This is a genomic window from Albibacillus kandeliae, assembly GCF_003116585.1.
Classification (GTDB): domain Bacteria; phylum Pseudomonadota; class Alphaproteobacteria; order Rhodobacterales; family Rhodobacteraceae; genus Albibacillus; species Albibacillus kandeliae.
Genome location: NZ_QEHM01000017.1, coordinates 44,189 through 60,035, shown reverse-complemented (window position 1 = coordinate 60,035; position 15,847 = coordinate 44,189). Strand labels below are relative to the sequence as shown.

The 15,847-nt window shown below is 67.3% G+C and carries 15 protein-coding genes, 1 rRNA gene and 1 pseudogene; 14 read left to right on the top strand and 3 right to left on the bottom strand.

The features are described 5' to 3' along the window. From rrf to DDT93_RS25845, 3 genes are all read left to right on the top strand, one after another. Window positions 1-91, top strand: a 5S ribosomal RNA gene (gene rrf, locus DDT93_RS25855); the annotation flags it as partial. A 143-nt stretch (window positions 92-234) separates the two neighbouring features. Continuing rightward, complete coding sequence (locus DDT93_RS25850; protein ID WP_109468818.1) at window positions 235-1,482, top strand: D-arabinono-1,4-lactone oxidase; 1,248 nt, start codon at window positions 235-237, stop codon at window positions 1,480-1,482. After that, on the top strand, window positions 1,479-2,627 hold the full coding sequence (locus DDT93_RS25845) for an alanine racemase (RefSeq protein WP_157960303.1): 1,149 nt from the start codon (window positions 1,479-1,481) through the stop codon (window positions 2,625-2,627). Before DDT93_RS25850 ends, DDT93_RS25845 begins: the two co-directional genes overlap by 4 nt. A gap of 7 nt (window positions 2,628-2,634) precedes the next feature. On the opposite strand, the gene DDT93_RS25840 is transcribed toward DDT93_RS25845, so the two are convergent. Together DDT93_RS25840 and DDT93_RS25835 are read right to left on the bottom strand one after the other, a co-directional pair. Next, window positions 2,635-5,142, bottom strand: a complete 2,508-nt coding sequence (locus tag DDT93_RS25840) for a heavy metal translocating P-type ATPase (RefSeq protein WP_109468816.1) — start codon at window positions 5,140-5,142, stop codon at window positions 2,635-2,637. Between the two features lie 101 nt (window positions 5,143-5,243). Further along, the gene (locus tag DDT93_RS25835) at window positions 5,244-5,681 is read right to left on the bottom strand and encodes an FKBP-type peptidyl-prolyl cis-trans isomerase (RefSeq protein WP_109468815.1); all 438 of its coding nucleotides are present in this window, start codon (window positions 5,679-5,681) and stop codon (window positions 5,244-5,246) included. A 166-nt stretch (window positions 5,682-5,847) separates the two neighbouring features. Here DDT93_RS25835 and DDT93_RS25830 point away from each other — a divergent pair, with 166 nt between their 5' ends. Genes DDT93_RS25830 through DDT93_RS25820 form a run of 3 tightly spaced genes read left to right on the top strand, consistent with a single transcriptional unit; the run spans window position 5,848 to window position 8,335 of the window. Then, window positions 5,848-6,534 carry a haloacid dehalogenase type II gene (locus DDT93_RS25830; protein ID WP_109468814.1) on the top strand — a complete coding sequence of 229 codons (687 nt, stop codon included), beginning with the start codon at window positions 5,848-5,850 and terminating at the stop codon, window positions 6,532-6,534. Continuing rightward, complete coding sequence (locus DDT93_RS25825; RefSeq protein ID WP_109468813.1) at window positions 6,534-7,358, top strand: alpha/beta fold hydrolase; 825 nt, start codon at window positions 6,534-6,536, stop codon at window positions 7,356-7,358. Before DDT93_RS25830 ends, DDT93_RS25825 begins: the two co-directional genes overlap by 1 nt. Then, window positions 7,358-8,335 carry a threonine ammonia-lyase gene (locus DDT93_RS25820; RefSeq protein ID WP_109468812.1) on the top strand — a complete coding sequence of 326 codons (978 nt, stop codon included), beginning with the start codon at window positions 7,358-7,360 and terminating at the stop codon, window positions 8,333-8,335. Before DDT93_RS25825 ends, DDT93_RS25820 begins: the two co-directional genes overlap by 1 nt. Window positions 8,336-8,369: 34 nt before the next feature. Here the strand turns inward: DDT93_RS25820 and DDT93_RS25815 are convergent, their stop codons facing one another. Continuing rightward, complete coding sequence (locus DDT93_RS25815) at window positions 8,370-8,603, bottom strand: DUF2798 domain-containing protein (RefSeq protein WP_109468811.1); 234 nt, start codon at window positions 8,601-8,603, stop codon at window positions 8,370-8,372. A 324-nt stretch (window positions 8,604-8,927) separates the two neighbouring features. Here DDT93_RS25815 and pcaD point away from each other — a divergent pair, with 324 nt between their 5' ends. The 8 genes and pseudogenes from pcaD (at window position 8,928) to DDT93_RS25775 (ending at window position 15,822) form a co-directional block, all read left to right on the top strand. Continuing rightward, on the top strand, window positions 8,928-9,716 hold the full coding sequence (gene pcaD, locus DDT93_RS25810; protein WP_109468810.1) for a 3-oxoadipate enol-lactonase: 789 nt from the start codon (window positions 8,928-8,930) through the stop codon (window positions 9,714-9,716). Next, complete coding sequence (gene pcaC / locus DDT93_RS25805) at window positions 9,709-10,089, top strand: 4-carboxymuconolactone decarboxylase (RefSeq protein ID WP_109468809.1); 381 nt, start codon at window positions 9,709-9,711, stop codon at window positions 10,087-10,089. Before pcaD ends, pcaC begins: the two co-directional genes overlap by 8 nt. Further along, window positions 10,086-10,796 (top strand): protocatechuate 3,4-dioxygenase subunit beta, encoded by a 711-nt coding sequence (pcaH, locus tag DDT93_RS25800; RefSeq protein ID WP_109468808.1) that lies wholly within the window; start codon window positions 10,086-10,088, stop codon window positions 10,794-10,796. Before pcaC ends, pcaH begins: the two co-directional genes overlap by 4 nt. A gap of 1 nt (window position 10,797) precedes the next feature. Further along, window positions 10,798-11,364 carry a protocatechuate 3,4-dioxygenase subunit alpha gene (gene pcaG, locus DDT93_RS25795; RefSeq protein WP_109468807.1) on the top strand — a complete coding sequence of 189 codons (567 nt, stop codon included), beginning with the start codon at window positions 10,798-10,800 and terminating at the stop codon, window positions 11,362-11,364. Continuing rightward, window positions 11,365-12,078: an alpha/beta fold hydrolase gene (locus tag DDT93_RS25790; protein WP_109468806.1), complete on the top strand. Its 714-nt coding sequence runs from the start codon at window positions 11,365-11,367 to the stop codon at window positions 12,076-12,078. Next, window positions 12,078-13,421, top strand: a complete 1,344-nt coding sequence (locus DDT93_RS25785; protein ID WP_109468805.1) for a lyase family protein — start codon at window positions 12,078-12,080, stop codon at window positions 13,419-13,421. The genes DDT93_RS25790 and DDT93_RS25785 overlap by 1 nt, the downstream gene beginning before the upstream one ends. 15 nt (window positions 13,422-13,436) lie before the next feature. Further along, window positions 13,437-14,648 (top strand): annotated as a pseudogene (locus DDT93_RS25780) (TCR/Tet family MFS transporter); the annotation flags it as partial. 85 nt (window positions 14,649-14,733) lie between these two features. Then, the gene (locus DDT93_RS25775; RefSeq protein WP_109468803.1) at window positions 14,734-15,822 is read left to right on the top strand and encodes a zinc-binding dehydrogenase; all 1,089 of its coding nucleotides are present in this window, start codon (window positions 14,734-14,736) and stop codon (window positions 15,820-15,822) included. The last annotated feature ends 25 nt before the right edge of the window (window positions 15,823-15,847 follow it).

Below are 15,847 nucleotides of genomic sequence, written 5' to 3'. Positions count from 1 at the left end.
ACACCCGGTCCCTTTCCGAACCCGGAAGTTAAGTGCCTTTGCGCCAATGGTACTGCGTCTCAAGACGTGGGAGAGTAGGGCATCGCCAGACCTAGTAAACATCCTTCTCTCTATATCGATCAAAACACCCCCAAATACAGAACAATACGGCAAGTGACCTCGCGGCAGCGGGGTAATTCGCATTTGTATTAACGCACGTTGCGCGACACCCTCGACAGGCGAGGAGGAACGCGCATGTGGACGAATTGGGCCGGAAACCAGAGCGCGCCGCAGGTGATGGCCGCGAGGACCGTCGAAGAGCTGCGACAGATCGTTATCAACGCGACAGGACCGGTGCGATGCGCCGGCGCGGGCCATTCGTTTACCCCGGTGGTCGCCGGCGAAAACCTGGTGATCGACCCCTCGGGGATCGAGGGACCGGCGGTGATCTCGGTCGATGGCGACCGGGTGCGCGTGAAGGCCACGGAGAAGCTGAACGCGCTGTCCCTCGCTCTGGCCGAACATGGCAAGGCATTCCGGAATCTCGGTGACATCAACGTGCAGAGCCTCGCGGGGGCGATGGGCACGGCGACGCATGGCACCGGCGCGGACCTACCCTGCATCTCGGGCGAGATGACGGGCGCGCGCCTGATGACCGCAACCGGAGATATCGTGGACCTTGCGCCCGACGACATACCCGGGGCGCGTGTCTCGCTGGGGATGCTGGGCATCCTCCTCGAGATCGAGATGATGGTGGTTCCTGCCTATGACCTCAGGCGGCAGGTGAAGGTGGTGCCGCTGGACGAGATCCTGACGGAGATGGAGGCCCTTGCACAGGCGCACCGGCATTTCGAGTTCTTCTGGCTGCCCTATTCCGGCAAGGCGATCCGGGTGATCCACGACATTTCCGACCAGCCGAGGGGCAAGCCGCCGATGGACCTAGACAATATCGGTGTCCGCGCGATCGGCGTGGCGCGCAGTGCCGGGCGGCTGTCGCCCGGTCTGAGGCGCTGGCTGATGAGCCTGATCCTGGCGTTGCAGGGGAACGAGGATTACGTGGGCGAGAGCTGGCGGGTGCTGTCCAAGCCGCGCGACGTGAAGTTCGTGGAGATGGAGTATCATCTGCCGCCGGACGCAGCGCCCGATGTGATCCGCGAGGTTGCTTCGCTGACCGAGCGGCGGCATCCGGAGGTTTACTTTCCCATCGAGGTACGCCGTACGGCCGGGGACGATGGCTGGCTTTCGCCGTTCCAGGGCGGTGGACGCGTCTCGGTCGCGGTGCATGTCGCGGCGGGCGAACCCTACGAGGCCTATTTCCGCGATGTCGAAGCGATCTTTCGGGCGGTGGGCGGCCGCCCCCATTGGGGCAAGATGCATTCGCTGAAGCGGGCGGACCTCGAGGCGCTCTATCCAGACCTTCCCGCCTTCGATGCCCTGCGGGCGCGGCTTGACCCCGGCGGGCGCTTTATGTCCCCGGCCATGAGAGAGGTATTCGGATCGTGACGGCGTATTTCGAAGGGCTGTCGGCCCAGTTGACCGCGCATGGCGTGAGTCAGCCGGTCGTCGTCGTGGACCTCGACCGCTACCGCGCGAACATAAAGGTGGCGCGCGGCCGGATCGGCGCGGGGTTGGCCCGGCGTATTGTCGCCAAGTCCCTGCCCTCGTTGTCCCTGATCGACATGGCGATGGAGGGGCTGGAGACCGATCGGCTGATGACCTTTTCGGACGACATGCTGATGACGCTGCTGACCCGGCGGCCCGAGGCCAACCACCTGTTGGGAAAGCCCTTCCCGGTGAAGACCGCAGCGCGGGTGCTGGAGACCTGTCCGGCTGCAGCGGAGCGCGTGATCTGGCTGGTTGATACGGTGGAGCGGATCGGGCAATACGCCGAACTGGCGCAGGCGCAGGGCGTGACGCTCTCGGTCGCGCTGGAGGTGGACGTGGGGCTGCATCGCGGCGGTGTGCGGATCGACCAGCTGTCCGTCGTTCGCGATGCGCTGGCGGCGCGGCCCGAGCTGCGCTTTGCGGGGGTGATGGGGTACGAGCCGCACCTTGCCAAGCTGAAGGGGGGCATGGGGCGGCGCGAGTCTGCGCGGGTCGATGGCGCGCTGGCACGGGTCGGAGAGTTCGCGAAAGCGCTGCGGGCGGATGCCATCGTGAACAGCGGCGGCAGCATGACCTTTTCGCGCTATGCGCCGACGGGGCCGGTGAACGAGGTTGCGCTCGGCTCGGTGCTGGTCAAGCCAACCGATTTCGACGGGGCGGGCGAGGCGTTTCAACCGGCTGCCTTCATCGCCACGCCGATCCTGAAGTACCTGCCGCACAATCCGCTGCCCGCGATGGGGGCCTTCCGGCAATACCTTGGCCGGGCGCACCGGGCGCAGATCGCGATCTGGGGTGGATACTGGAAGGGCAGGCCGGTCTATCCCGAGGGCTATACATATTCACGGACCTTCGGTCATTCCTCGAACCAGGAGGTCTGGTCGGGTCCGGAATTGCCCGCCTCTCCGGTCGACGGTTTTGCCTTTCTGCGGCCGACCCAGAGCGAGGCGGTGCTGGCCGAGCTTGGTCCGATCCTTGCGCTCTCCGGGGGCGGGACCTCGGCCGAATGGCTCGAGGTCCTGCGCCAGGGTCAGCGGGAAGGCTGAGGCACGGTCATTCGGCCGGGCGCATCGCCGTGCTGGCCACGGGGGCCGGGCGCGCACGTTCTTCCATCGCCGGGGCGATCCGGCGCAGGCGCAGCGCATTGCTGAGCACGAAGAACGAGGATAGCGCCATTGCACCCGCAGCGAGCACCGGGGAGAGCAGGAGGCCGAAGGCCGGGTAGAGCACACCCGCGGCCACGGGCACCAGCGCGACGTTGTAGCCGAAGGCCCAGAACAGGTTCTGCCGGATGTTGCGCATGGTCATGCGGGACACTTCGAAGGCGTTGACCACGCCCCGCAGGTCGCCGGACATCAGCACAACGTCGGCGGAGTCGATGGCGACGTCGGTGCCGGTTCCGATGGCGATGCCCACGTCCGCATGGGCCAGCGCGGGGGCGTCGTTGATGCCGTCCCCGACGAAGGCGACCTTGAGGCCCTCCGCGCGCAGGCTGTCGAGCGCGGCGACCTTGCCGTCGGGCAGGACACCGGCGACCACGTGGTCGATCCCGGTCTCGCGGGCGATGGCCTCGGCGGTTTCCTTCTTGTCACCGGTGATCATCGCGACCTTGAGGCCCCGGGCATGCAACGCGGCGATGGCGGCCCGGCTGGCTGGTTTCACCGGGTCGGAGACCCCGATGAGCGCGGCGATCTGCCCGTCGATGGCGGCGAAGAGGGCGGTGCGTCCCTGCGAGGCGAGGTCCGCTTCCTTCGCAGCGAAGTCTCCGAGCGCGATGCCCTCGCGCTCCATGTAACGCCCGGCCCCGACCAGAACGGTCCGGCCGCCGACTTGGGCACTGGCGCCGTAACCGGTTGCCGAGGTGAAGCCCTTGGCCTCTGGCACGGGCACGTTCTCGATCCGCGCGGCGCGGAGAATGGCGGAAGCGATGGGATGCTCTGACTGTGCCTCGACGGCGGCGACGGCGCCCAGAACCTCGGCGCGGGACAGCCCCTCGGCGGGCAGAAGATCGGTGAGTTCGGGGCGGCCTTCGGTCACGGTGCCGGTCTTGTCGAGGGCGACGACACCGATGTCGCCGAGGCTTTGCAGCGCGTCACCCTTGCGGAAGAGCACACCAAGTTCGGCCGCGCGGCCGGTGCCGACCATGATGGAGGTGGGCGTCGCGAGGCCCATCGCGCAGGGGCAGGCGATGATCAGAACCGAGACGCCCGCGACAAGGGCAAGCGTCAGCGCCGGGGCAGGGGCGAAGACCAGCCAGGCCACGACGGTCAGCAGCGCAACCGCCATGATGACCGGGACGAAGTAAAGGGTGATGCGATCCACCAGCCCCTGAACCGGCAGCTTGGCGCCCTGCGCGTCTTCGACCATGCGAATGATCTGGGCGAGCACGGTGTCCGCCCCGACGCGGGTGGCGCGGAACTGGAGGCTGCCCGATCCGTTCACGGTGCCGCCGGTGACCTCGGCCCCGGCCTGCTTGGTGACGGGCAGCGGCTCGCCGGTGATCATGCTCTCGTCCACGTGGCTCTCGCCCTCGGTGACAGTGCCATCCACGGCGATGCGTTCGCCGGGGCGGACCAGCAGGATGTCTCCGGTCACGACCTCTTCGAGGCCGAGTTCGACAAAGCTGCCGCCGCGGCGGACCTGTGCCGTCTGCGGGCGCAGCTTGAGCAGTTTCTGAATCGCGGCGCCGGTGCGCCCCTTGGCGCGGGCCTCGAGGAAACGGCCGACAAGGATGAGAACGACGATGACGGCGGCGGCCTCGAAGTAGACGGCGCGCACGGCATCGGGGAGGAGCGCGGGCAGGAAGGTCGCGACCACGGAATAGAGATAGGCTGCGCCGGTACCGACCGCCACGAGGCTGTTCATGTCAGGCGCGCCCTTGAGCAGCGCGGGTATGCCGCGCACGTAGAACATCCGGCCCGGTCCGACGAGGACAAGGGTGGTCAGGACGAACTGGAGGTACCAGCTGGCCTGGTGACCGATGGTGTTACCGATCAGGTGATGCAGTGCGGGGATCAGGTGACCGCCCATTTCGAGCAGGAACACCGGTAGAGTGAGCGCGGCGGCGACGATCAGTTGGCGCCGCAGGTGCAGGGCCTCTTCTTCCTTGCGCGCGACACGATCGCTGTCGCCGGTGCGGGTGGCGATCGAGGCGGGGTAGCCTGCCCCGGTCGCGGCTGCGGCGATGCGCTCGGGATCGGTGGCGCCGGTCAGGTAGGTGACACTGGCGGTTTCGGCGGCGAGGTTGACGTTGACGTCCAGCACGCCGGGCACCGCCGTAAGCGCCTTGTCCACGCGGCCGACGCAGGAGGCGCAGGACATGGACTGCACGTTCAGCAGGACACTCGCGCGCCGCGCCGGATAGCCTGCGGTATCAAGCGCCTGCGCCGCGTCAGCGAGCCGCTCGGGGCTGTCGATCTCGAAACCGGCCTCTTCGCTGGCGAGGTTGACGGCGACATCCTCGATGCCTTCGACACCGGCAAGCGCCTTCTCGACACGCCCGGCGCAGGACGCGCAGGACATGCCTTCGACCGAGAGTTTGAACCGTTGTTGCCCCTGCATCGGTGCCTCCTGAATCTGGTTGCACCGTGCAGATAGGTCTTCCAGTAACTGGAAGGTCAAGGGGCGCGGCAGGAAAAGTTTATGCCAACGCCCCGAGGACCTCAGGCCGCTTCAGCGATGGCGACCAGCTCGATGGCGAAGGTCAGGTCCTGACCGGCGAGCGGATGGTTGGCGTCCAGCGTCACCTCGGTTTCGCTGACATCGACAACCGTCACCGGCATGACCTGCCCCTCGGGGGTCTGCATCTGGAGGCGGGTGCCGAGGTCGAGCGGGATATTGTCGGGGATGCCCTCGCGCGGGACGGCCTGCCGCATCGCCGGGTTGATCGGGCCATACGCCTGGTCACAGGGGACGTTCACGGTCTTCTTGTCGCCGACTTCCATGCCGGGGATAGCGATGTCGAGCCCGGCGATGATCTGGCCTGATCCGACCTCGAACGCCAGGGGTTCGCGTCCTTCGGAGCTGTCGAAGGTCGTGCCGTCGTCCAAAGTGCCGGTATAATGAATATGTACGGTGTCGCCGTTCTTCACCTGCGTCATGAGAGATCCAATCTGTTCGGAGTGAGTTGCAAAGGCCGCGTCGCTCTCGCGGGTGCTCTGATGGCCCCAAGCCTAAAGCTTCTCACAGCTATGTAAACCGTGTGGCCGGGCCTTTTTCCGGCGGTTTGCCTGTGCAAGTGTGGCGCAAAACGGGGAGGACACCGCGATGAAGATCACCACCTGCGTCTTCGATGCCTATGGTACGCTGTTCGACGTGGCGGCAGCTGCGCGCCAGGCGGCAGAGGCATCGGACAATCCGGCGCTCAGGGAACGTTGGGCCGAGCTGGCCTCGCACTGGCGGCTCAAGCAGTTGCAGTATTCGTGGCTGAGGGCGATTTCGCACGCGCATACGGATTTCTGGGAAGTCACCCAGAACGGGCTCGACTGGGCGCTGGAGGCGACGGGACTGCAGGGGGATGAAGCGCTGCGCCAGCGGCTGCTGGACCTCTACTGGGAACTGCAGGCCTACCCGGAGGTGCCGGCGATGCTGAAGGCGCTCAAGGCGGGCGGGATGCAGACCGCCATCCTCTCGAACGGCTCGCCTGCCATGCTGGATGGCGCGGTGAAGTCCGCCGGGCTGGGCGACGTGCTGGATGACGTGCTGTCGGTGGAGAGTGTTGGGATCTTCAAGCCCGACAAGCGGGTCTATGACCTCGTGGGGCAGCGGTTCGGCTGCGACGCGCGCGAGGTTCTGTTCGTCTCGTCCAACGGCTGGGATGCGGCGGCGGCGGCGGGCTACGGCTTTGCGACGGCCTGGGTGAACCGCGCGGGCGAACCGGTGGACCGGTTGCCGTGGGTTCCGCAGGCGATCCTCTCGGACCTGACGGGCATTCCTGCGCAGGCCGGGCTCTGATGCCCCACTTCACCACCAGCGACGGGCTGCGCCTGGCTTACGAGGACACCGGGACGGGAACCCCCGTGCTCTGCTTGTCCGGACTGACGCGGAACATGCGCGACTTCGATTTCCTCGCGCCTTTCCTGTCGGGGTATCGGATGATCGCGATGGACTACCGCGGGCGGGGGCAGTCCGACCATGACCCGAACCATGCGAATTACGCGGTGCCGCGCGAGGCATTGGATGCCGTCGAACTGCTCGACCACCTCGGGGTGGAGCGTTGCCACGTCATCGGAACCTCGCGCGGGGGGCTGATCGCGATGGTGCTGGCCGCAACGGTTCCGCACCGTCTGGCCGGGGTGGTGCTGAACGACGTGGGGCCGGTGGTGGACCCGGGCGGGATCGCCCGGATCATGGAGTACGTGGGCAAGCCGCCTGCGGCCCCCGATCTCGACGCTGCGGCGGTGCAGCTGGAGGCCTCGATGCGCGCGGAGTTTCCCGGCGTGACGCTGGAGCGCTGGCGCCGGATGGTCGGGAATTTCTATGAGGAAACGGGCGGGGGGCTGGCCTTGCGCTATGACCCTGCGCTGCGGCAGGCCCTGCTGGATCAGGCGGCGGCCGGACCGATCCCCGATCTGTGGCCGTTGTTCGAGGCGCTGAAGGATGTTCCGACGGGAGTGGTCCGGGGCGCAAATTCCGATGTGCTGACCGCCGAGACACTTGCGGAAATGGCGCGGCGGCGCGAAGGTCTGGTGCTGGGCGTGGTGCCCGACCGTGGGCACGCCCCTTTCCTTGATGAACCCGAAGCGCTGACCGTGATCCGCGCCGTCCTGGAGTCCTGATGAGCAACCTTCAAATGATCGAGGCCGCCGCCGAGCGGCTCAAAGGCCATGTCCGGCGCACGCCGCTGCTGTCTTCCCCGTTTCTCGACGAGATCGCGGGGCGCCGCGTCTTCGTCAAGCCGGAGTGCCTCCAGCACACCGGCAGCTTCAAGTTTCGCGGTGGCTGGTCGGCGCTCTCGGCGCTGGAGCCGGAGGTGCGGGCGCGGGGCGTGATCGCCTTTTCCAGCGGCAACCATGCGCAGGGCGTGGCGGCGGCGGCGCGGGGTCATGGCGTTGCAGCGGTCATCATCATGCCGGAGGACGCACCGAAGCTGAAGATCGCCAACACCCGCGCCCTGGGTGCCGAGGTGGTGCTGTACGATCGGGCGACGGGCGATCGGGATGCAATCGGCAAGCAGCTGTCCGAGGAGCGGGGGCTGACGCTGATCAAGCCCTTCGATGAACCGCAGGTGATTGCGGGGCAGGGCACTGCCGGGCTGGAGATTGCCGAACAGGCCGCCGAGGAAGGTATTACGCAGGCCGATGTGCTGGTCTGCTGCGGTGGTGGCGGGCTGACCTCGGGCGTCGCGCTGGCGTTGGAAGGACATGCGCCGGGGCTCCGCGCCCGTCCGGTCGAGCCGGAAGGGTTCGATGACGTGAAGCGCTCGCTGTCGTCGGGCGCGATCCAGCGCAATGACAGGCTGTCGGGCAGCCTGTGCGACGCGATCATCACGCCGCAGCCCGGCGACATCACCTTTCCAATCATGCAGCGCCTCTGCGGTCCGGGGCTTGCCGTGACCGAGGAAGAAGCGCTGCGCGCGATGGTGCTGGCATGGATGCGTCTGAAGATCGTGCTGGAGCCGGGCGGTGCCGTGGCCCTTGCCGCCGCGTTGTTCCGTGGCGACGAGGTCGAAGGCGACACGGTGATCGCCCTCGCCTCGGGCGGGAACGTCGACGCGGAGATCTTTGCCAAGGCGCTGGAAACCTACGCGGTCTGACCCGACGCGGCGGGGGCCGCCGCGCTGGTGCCGGTCACGGTGCGCGGCGTCCCCCCAGCAGGGTGCTGGCGATGCGGAAGGCGAAAGGCCCGACGAGCAGCGAGAACAGAAAGGCCACCGGCCATGCGATCACGAAGCGATGGCCCCATTCCAGCAGCCAATGCCAGGTGGGTCCGAATTCGATAAGGGCGAAAAAGCCGGTCATCAGACAGGCCATCATGCCCGAGATGAAGACCTGGGCGAGGATTACGAGTTTCTTGCTCTGCATGTGTGCTCCTGACGGTGTGCGCGGGAGCCGGGCTGACGAATCAGGCACCGTCGCCCCGCGATGGGGTGAGGTGCCGTGGGTTCTGGGGTCAGACTAATACTTGCGGTCGCAAGGGCCGGGATAACCAACCGGCCTTACATTTTTCGGCCGCTTCCGGATATGTAGCATGGGTGGGCTTGTCAACGCGGGGGAACCGGGATCTCCTCGTCGGAGGGCCCGGTGCCCGGTTTCGAGGCGGCGGCGAGTTGCGCGGTCAACCCGTTGCTTTACCTCGGGGCGGCCAAATGATTAGAAGAAACGGCAGTACCAGAACGGGAGGGGACGATGCAGATCGCTGATTTGGGAGAGGTTCGGCTTCACTACAGGATCGACGGCGATCCGGACGGCGCCCCGGTGGTGTTCGCGAACTCGCTCGGGACCGACCTGCGGCTGTGGGACCCGGTTCTGCCGCTTCTGCCCAAGGGGCTGAAGTTCATCCGCTACGACAAGCGCGGCCACGGGCTGTCGTCGATGCCGAAGGCACCCTATTCGATGGGCTCGCTGGTGCGCGACGTCGAGCTTTTGATGGATCACCTCGGGGTTAAGGACAGCGTTTTCGTCGGCCTGTCGATCGGCGGGATGATCGCGCAGGGCCTTGCGGTCAAGCGGCTGGACCTCGTGCGGGCGGTGGTGCTGTCCAATACCGCGGCCAAGATCGGCACGCCGGAGATGTGGCAGGAGCGCGTGAACGCGGTGCTGCGCGACGGTATCCCGAGCATGGCGGATGGTGTCATGGAGCGCTGGTTCGCCCCCGAGTTCCGCCACACGCCGGAGCTGGAACTGTGGCGCAACATGCTGGCGCGCCAGCCCGCCGAGGGCTACGCGGGCTGTTCCGCGGCCATTTCGGGCACCGATTTCTTCACGCCCACCAGCGGCCTGCGCCTGCCGGCGCTGGGGATCGCGGGCGACCGCGACGGCTCGACCCCGCCGGACCTCGTGAAGGAAACCATCGACCTGATCCCCGGGTCGCAGTTCCACCTGATCCGCGGGGCGGGCCATCTGCCCTGCGTCGAGAAACCGGCGGAATACGCCGAGGTGCTGAGCAAGTTCTTCCGGGAGATCGGCCATGTCTGAGGCCCATGACCGGGGCATGAAGGTGCGCCGCGAGGTGCTGGGCGACGCGCATGTCGACCGGGCCGAGGCGAACAAGACGCCCTTCGACCTGCCGTTTCAGAACCTGATCACCGAGGGGGCATGGGGCACCGTCTGGGCCGGCGATGCGATCTCGCGCCGGGAACGGTCGATGCTGACGCTCGCCCTGCTGGCGGCGATGGGCAACTTCGAGGAAATTCCGATGCATATCCGTGCCACGGCGCGCACGGGGGCAACCAAGGAAGACGTGATGGAGGTTTTCCAGCACGTAGCCATCTATTGCGGGGTGCCCAAGGCCAACCACGCGATCAAGCTGGCCAAGGCAACCTATGCGGAAATGGAGAGCGACGCATGACTCTGCTGCCAAGAAAGCGGGACGGTCATCCGCCGGCCCATACCCCGGGATACAAGTCGAGCGTGGCGCGCAGCCCGTCGCGGGCGCTGATCTCGGGCCCGGCAAGCCCGACCGAGCTCTCGGGCCCGACCTTTGGTCACGAGCTGCTGGGCAAGCTCGACAACAACCTCGTGGTGAACTTCACCGGTCAACCCGCCATCGGCGAGCGGATCATCGTGCATGGCCGCGTGCTGGACGAGATGGGCCGCCCGGTGCCGGGCGCGCTGGTCGAGGTCTGGCAGGCCAACGCGGGCGGGCGCTATCGCCACAAGAAGGACGGCTACCTTGCCCCGCTGGATCCGAACTTTGGCGGCTGCGGACGCACCATCACCGCGGACGACGGCAGCTACGAGTTCCTGACGGTGCGGCCCGGCGCCTATCCCTGGCCGAACGGTCCCAACGACTGGCGCCCGATGCACATCCACTTTTCGCTGTTCGGTCCGAGCTTTGGCCAGCGGCTGATCACCCAGATGTACTTTGAGGGTGACCCGCTGATCCCGCGCTGCCCGATCATCCGGACGATTGCGGACCCGTCGGCCATCGAGCGTCTTGTCGCGCCGCTGGACATGAACCGGGCGATGCCGATGGATTGCCTTGCCTACAAGTTCGACATCGTGCTGCGCGGTCGGCGCCAGACCATGTTCGAGAACCAGATGGAGGGGATGTAAGATGGTACAGCCTCTGGATTACCTGCCCGAGACGCCGTCGCAGACCGCCGGACCCTATGTCCATATCGGCTGCACTCCCAACTTTGTCGGCATTCATGGCATCTATGCCGAAGACCTCGCGCTGAAGCCCTTCCCGGCGGAGGCCCCGGGCGAGCGGATCACGGTGACCGGTTCGGTGATCGACGGGACCGGAACGGTGCTGCGGGACGTGCTGGTCGAGACCTGGCAGCCCGGCGCGGACGGCAGGTTCGGCCCCGGTGCGCAGGGGTTCTGCCGGATGCCTTCGAGCCTCGAAACCGGGGAATGGGTGCTGGAGACGGTCAAGCCCGGCGCGGTCGGGCCGAATGCGCCCTATATCGCCCTTTGGATCGTGGCACGCGGCATCAACATCGGCCTGCAGACGCGGATGTACTTCGAGGGCGACGACCTGTCGTCCGACCCGCTGCTGACCCGGCTCGAGCATCAGAACCGAATCCCGACGCTGGTGGCGAAGAAGACCGGGGATGGCACCTACCGTTTCGACATCCGCCTTCAGGGCGAAGGCGAAACCATCTTCCTGGATATGTGAATGGCCAAGTTCCTTCTGGTGCACGGCTCCTGCCACGGGTCCTGGTGCTGGCGTGACCTGATCCCCGAACTGAAGGCGCTGGGCCACAAGGTCCGCGCCATCGACCTGCCGGGGAATGGTCACGACGGGACCGAACTGGCCGAGGCGAGCCTGCTGGCCTGCGGCGCGGCCGTCAGGGCGGCGTCGGACAAGAAGACCGTGGTGGTCGGCCACTCGTGGGGCGGCTACCCGATCAGCGCGGCGGCGGAGGTCGACCCGGACGGGATGCGTGCCCTCGTCTACCTCTGTGCCTACGTGCCGCGAAACGGGCTCTCGATGGTCGACATGCGCAAGCGCGCGCCGCGCCAGCCGATCGTCGAGGCGGTCCGGCGCGATGCCAGCGGGGTCAGCTATCGCATCGACCCGGAGATGGCGCCGGGGCTCTTCTACAACGATTGCCCCGAGGAGGCGGTGGCCTATGCCGTGCCCAGGCTGGGGCCGCAGGCGATCCTGCCGCAGGCGACTCCGCTGGAGCTGAGTTCGCATTTCGACCGGGTCGAGAAATTCTACATCCGCTGCACCGCGGACCAGACCATTCCGCCGGAGTACCAGGCGGTCATGGTCAAGGACTGGCCGGAGGATCACGTGTTCGAAATGCCGACGTCGCATTCACCCTTCTTCGCGGATCCCAAGGGGCTCGCCGCGCTGCTGGACCAGATCGCGGGGAGACTCTGATGGCGGCAAGCCTGTTTGACAGCGCCCTGTACGGCAAACTCTTCAACGCGGGCGAGGCCGGTCGGCTGTTCACCGACAGCGCCGAGGTGCGGGCCATGCTGCTGGTCGAGGGCGCGCTGGCCAAGGCGCAGGGCGAGATGGGGATCATCCCGGAACTCTCCGCCCGGGCCATCCACCGCGCGACGATGGAATTGCAGGTCGATCCCGGTGGTCTGGCCGAGGCGACGGGCAGCAACGGTGTAAGCGTTCCCGCGCTGGTGACGGCGTTTCGCGGGCTGATGCAGGCGCCGGAACATGCGCAGTTCGTGCATTGGGGCGCGACGAGCCAGGATGTCGCCGACAGCGCGCTGATGCTGCGCCTGCGGCAGGCGCTCGCGCTGATCGAGGCGGACTTGGTCGCCGTGCTGGACCGGCTTGCTGGACTGGCCGAGCAACACGGCGCGCTGCCGATGGCGGCGCGGACCTATGGGCAGCACGCGACGCCGACCAGTTTCGGCGCGGTGGTCGCCGCATGGGGCTCGCCGCTGCTGGGGTTGCTGGGCGAACTGGAGGGTCTGCGCGACGACTGCCTGCTGGTTTCGCTTTCGGGCGCTGCGGGCACGGCCGAAGCGCTGGGACCGGAGGCCGCCGCCTTGCGCGCGGCGCTGGCCAAGGCGCTGGGGCTCGGCGACCCGGGCCGCAGCTGGCACACAGACCGGGCGCCGGTCCTGCGGCTGGCGGACTGGTGCGTGCGGGTCAGCCTCGCGCTGGGCAAGATGGGCGAGGATGCGACCGAGCTGGTGGAAACCGGGATCGGCGAGCTGGCGCTGGGCGGCGCGGGCGGATCTTCGACCATGCCGCAGAAACAGAACCCGGTCGGCCCCTCGGTCCTCGTGGCACTGGGCCGGCAGGGCGCGGCGCTGCTGAGCGCGCTGCACGGGGCGGCCATGCCCCGGTACCAGCGCGACGGCGCGGCGTGGTTCACCGAGTGGCTGAGCCTGCCGCAGGTGGTGCTCGGGGCTGCGGCCTCGGTGCGGACCGCGGCGAAGCTGGTCGAGGGGCTCGTGCCCCAGCCGTCCGCGATGGCGGCGGCGCTGGGCAGCGGGCTGGGCATGATCCACGCCGAGGCGCTGAGTTTCGCGCTGGCCGAGCAGATGTCGCGGCCCGAGGCCCAGGCGGCGGTCAAGGCCCTGTGCAAGGAGGCCCTGTCGAGCGGGACAGAACTCCGCACGCTCGCGGCACGGGATTTCCCGGACCTCGACGTAGCGAAACTGTTCGACCCCTCCTGCCAGATGGGGCAGGCTCCGGCCGAAGCGGCGGCCTTTGCCCGGGCGGTTCGGGCGCGCGCCAGAACACCGGGCTGACCTGCGCCCCACCAGCGGAGCCAAAGCGTGCGCCTGCCAGTCCTGTTCATCGTCGTAACGGTCGTGCTGGATGCGATGGGGATCGGGCTGATCATGCCGATCATGCCCGACCTGATCCGCGAGGTGCGCGGCGGAACCCTGTCGGACGCGGCCTTCTGGGGTGGCATCCTCGCCAGTTCCTTTGCGGTGATGCAGTTCGCAATGAGTCCGCTGATCGGCAGCCTGTCGGACCGCTATGGCCGCCGCCCCGTGCTGCTGACCTCGCTCTTCTTCATGGTGCTGGACTACCTGCTGATGGCGGTGGCCGGGACCGTCTGGCTGTTGCTGCTGGGCCGGATCATCGGTGGCATCACGGCGGCCACCCATGCGACGGCGGGGGCCTACATGGCCGACATCTCGCGGCCCGGCGAGAAAGCGGCGAACTTCGGTTTGATCGGCGCGGGGTTTGGTGTTGGGTTCGTGCTGGGGCCCCTGATCGGCGGGATGCTGGGCGAGTACGGCACCCGCGCGCCCTTCTATGCGGCGGCGGGGCTGACGGCGGTGAACCTGGTCTTCGGGGCCTTCGTGCTGCGCGAAACGGTGACCGATCGGACGCGCCGGGCCTTTGAGTGGCGGCGCGCGAATCCCTTTGGGGCAGTGCGCCAACTGGGCCACCTGCCGGGCGTGCGGGCGCTGGTGCTGGTGTATTTCTTCTACTCGGTCGGGCTCTACGTCTACCCGGCGATCTGGGCCTACTTCACCCAGGCGCGGTTTGGCTGGTCGCCGCAGGTGGTCGGCATCTCGCTGGCGGTCTACGGGCTCAGTTCGGCGCTGGTGCAGGTGGTGCTGATCCGGGTGATGCTGCGGCGCCTCGGACAGCGGCGCACGGTGATCTGGGGGCTGGCCTTCGACATTCTCGCCTGCCTGCTGCTGGTTATTGTCACGCAGGGCGCGCTGGCGATGGCGCTGATCCCGGTCGCCGCGCTGGGCGCGCTGGTTCACCCGGCGCTGCAGGGGATCATGTCGGCGCGGGTGGGCGACGATGCCCAGGGCGAGTTGCAGGGCGTCCTGTCGAGCGCCAATGCGCTGGCGACCATCCTGTCGCCGCTGGCGATGACCTCGGTCTTTGCGGTCTTCACCGCGCCGGGAACGGCCGTCTACCTGCCCTCGGCCCCTTTCGTGCTGGCCGCGATCCTGCTGGCAGCCGCTCTGCTGCTGTTCGTCAGGGTCAAAGTTTCAGAGGTGTGAATCCGCTCTGCGAAATGATGTTTCACGCTTGCGTCGCCCCCGCATCCCGCTAACGTGCCGCCGTATAGAGAGAGGAGTTCCGCCCATGCAAACCATCCGCGCAGCCGTCTGTCACGAATTCAACAAGCCGCTGGTGATCGAAGAGGTCCTGCTGGCCGCACCCGCGACCGGGCAGGTCGAGGTCGAGGTTGATGCCGTGGCGATCTGCCACTCGGACATTTCCTTTGCGCAGGGCGGGTTCGGCGGCCATCTGCCGGCGGTCTACGGGCACGAGGCGGCAGGGCGGGTCACTGCGGTTGGAGACAACGTGCAGGGGATCAAGGTGGGCGACAGTGTCTGCGTCACGCTGGTGCGGGCCTGCGGTCACTGCACCTCGTGCTACTCCGGTCACCTGACCACCTGCGAAACGCATTACGATGACACCGACCTCGCGCTGAAGACGAAGGACGGGGGCAAGATCCTGCAGGCGATGGCCTGCGGGGCGTTTGCCGAGAAGGTGGTGATCGACCAGAGCCAGGTCGTGGTGATCCCCCACGAGATCGGCAAGGACGTCGCTTCGCTGATCTCCTGCGGCGTGATCACCGGCGTTGGCGCGGCGGTGAACGCCTCGAACATTCGTGTCGGACAGGACGTGGTGGTGATCGGTGCGGGCGGCGTGGGGCTGAACGCCATCCAGGGGGCGCTTGTCGCGGGCGCGCGCCGGATCGTTGCGGTCGACCTAATGGACGAGAAGCTGGAGGTCGCGAAAGAGTTCGGCGCGACCGACGTGGTTTCGGCCAAGGACCCGAAGCCGTGGAGCGCGGTGAAGAAGATTCTCGGCCGCGGCGCCGACGTGGTCATGGTGACGGTGGGGGTCGCGCAGGTCTATGATCAGGCCCCGCGTTACCTGGCCAACAGCGGCAACGTGGTGATGGTGGGCATGCCGCACGGCGACCAGATGTCCAAGTTCTCGCCCCTGTTCATGGCCGACGTTGGTCAGGGCTTTGTCGGGTCCAAGATGGGCAACGTGGTGATCAAGCGGGACATCCCGTGGATCATCGACCTCTACCAGCAGGGCCGGCTGAAGCTGGACGAGCTGATCTCGGGCCGCTGGAGCCTGGACCAGATCAACGAGGCGATTGCCGACACCCTTGGTGGCGCGGCCAAACGCAACGTGATCGTGTTCGACAGGTAAGGGCTGAAGGGAAGAGTTCTTGAGA

Coding starts and splice junctions, on each gene's coding strand:
- DDT93_RS25850 (WP_109468818.1), top strand. CDS start 235: ATGTGGACGAATTGGGCCGGAAACCAGAGCGCGCCGCAGGTGATGGCC.
- DDT93_RS25840 (WP_109468816.1), bottom strand. CDS start 5,142: ATGCAGGGGCAACAACGGTTCAAACTCTCGGTCGAAGGCATGTCCTGC.
- DDT93_RS25835 (WP_109468815.1), bottom strand. CDS start 5,681: ATGACGCAGGTGAAGAACGGCGACACCGTACATATTCATTATACCGGC.
- DDT93_RS25830 (WP_109468814.1), top strand. CDS start 5,848: ATGAAGATCACCACCTGCGTCTTCGATGCCTATGGTACGCTGTTCGAC.
- DDT93_RS25825 (WP_109468813.1), top strand. CDS start 6,534: ATGCCCCACTTCACCACCAGCGACGGGCTGCGCCTGGCTTACGAGGAC.
- DDT93_RS25820 (WP_109468812.1), top strand. CDS start 7,358: ATGAGCAACCTTCAAATGATCGAGGCCGCCGCCGAGCGGCTCAAAGGC.
- DDT93_RS25815 (WP_109468811.1), bottom strand. CDS start 8,603: ATGCAGAGCAAGAAACTCGTAATCCTCGCCCAGGTCTTCATCTCGGGC.
- pcaD (WP_109468810.1), top strand. CDS start 8,928: ATGCAGATCGCTGATTTGGGAGAGGTTCGGCTTCACTACAGGATCGAC.
- pcaC (WP_109468809.1), top strand. CDS start 9,709: ATGTCTGAGGCCCATGACCGGGGCATGAAGGTGCGCCGCGAGGTGCTG.
- pcaH (WP_109468808.1), top strand. CDS start 10,086: ATGACTCTGCTGCCAAGAAAGCGGGACGGTCATCCGCCGGCCCATACC.
- pcaG (WP_109468807.1), top strand. CDS start 10,798: ATGGTACAGCCTCTGGATTACCTGCCCGAGACGCCGTCGCAGACCGCC.
- DDT93_RS25790 (WP_109468806.1), top strand. CDS start 11,365: ATGGCCAAGTTCCTTCTGGTGCACGGCTCCTGCCACGGGTCCTGGTGC.
- DDT93_RS25785 (WP_109468805.1), top strand. CDS start 12,078: ATGGCGGCAAGCCTGTTTGACAGCGCCCTGTACGGCAAACTCTTCAAC.
- DDT93_RS25775 (WP_109468803.1), top strand. CDS start 14,734: ATGCAAACCATCCGCGCAGCCGTCTGTCACGAATTCAACAAGCCGCTG.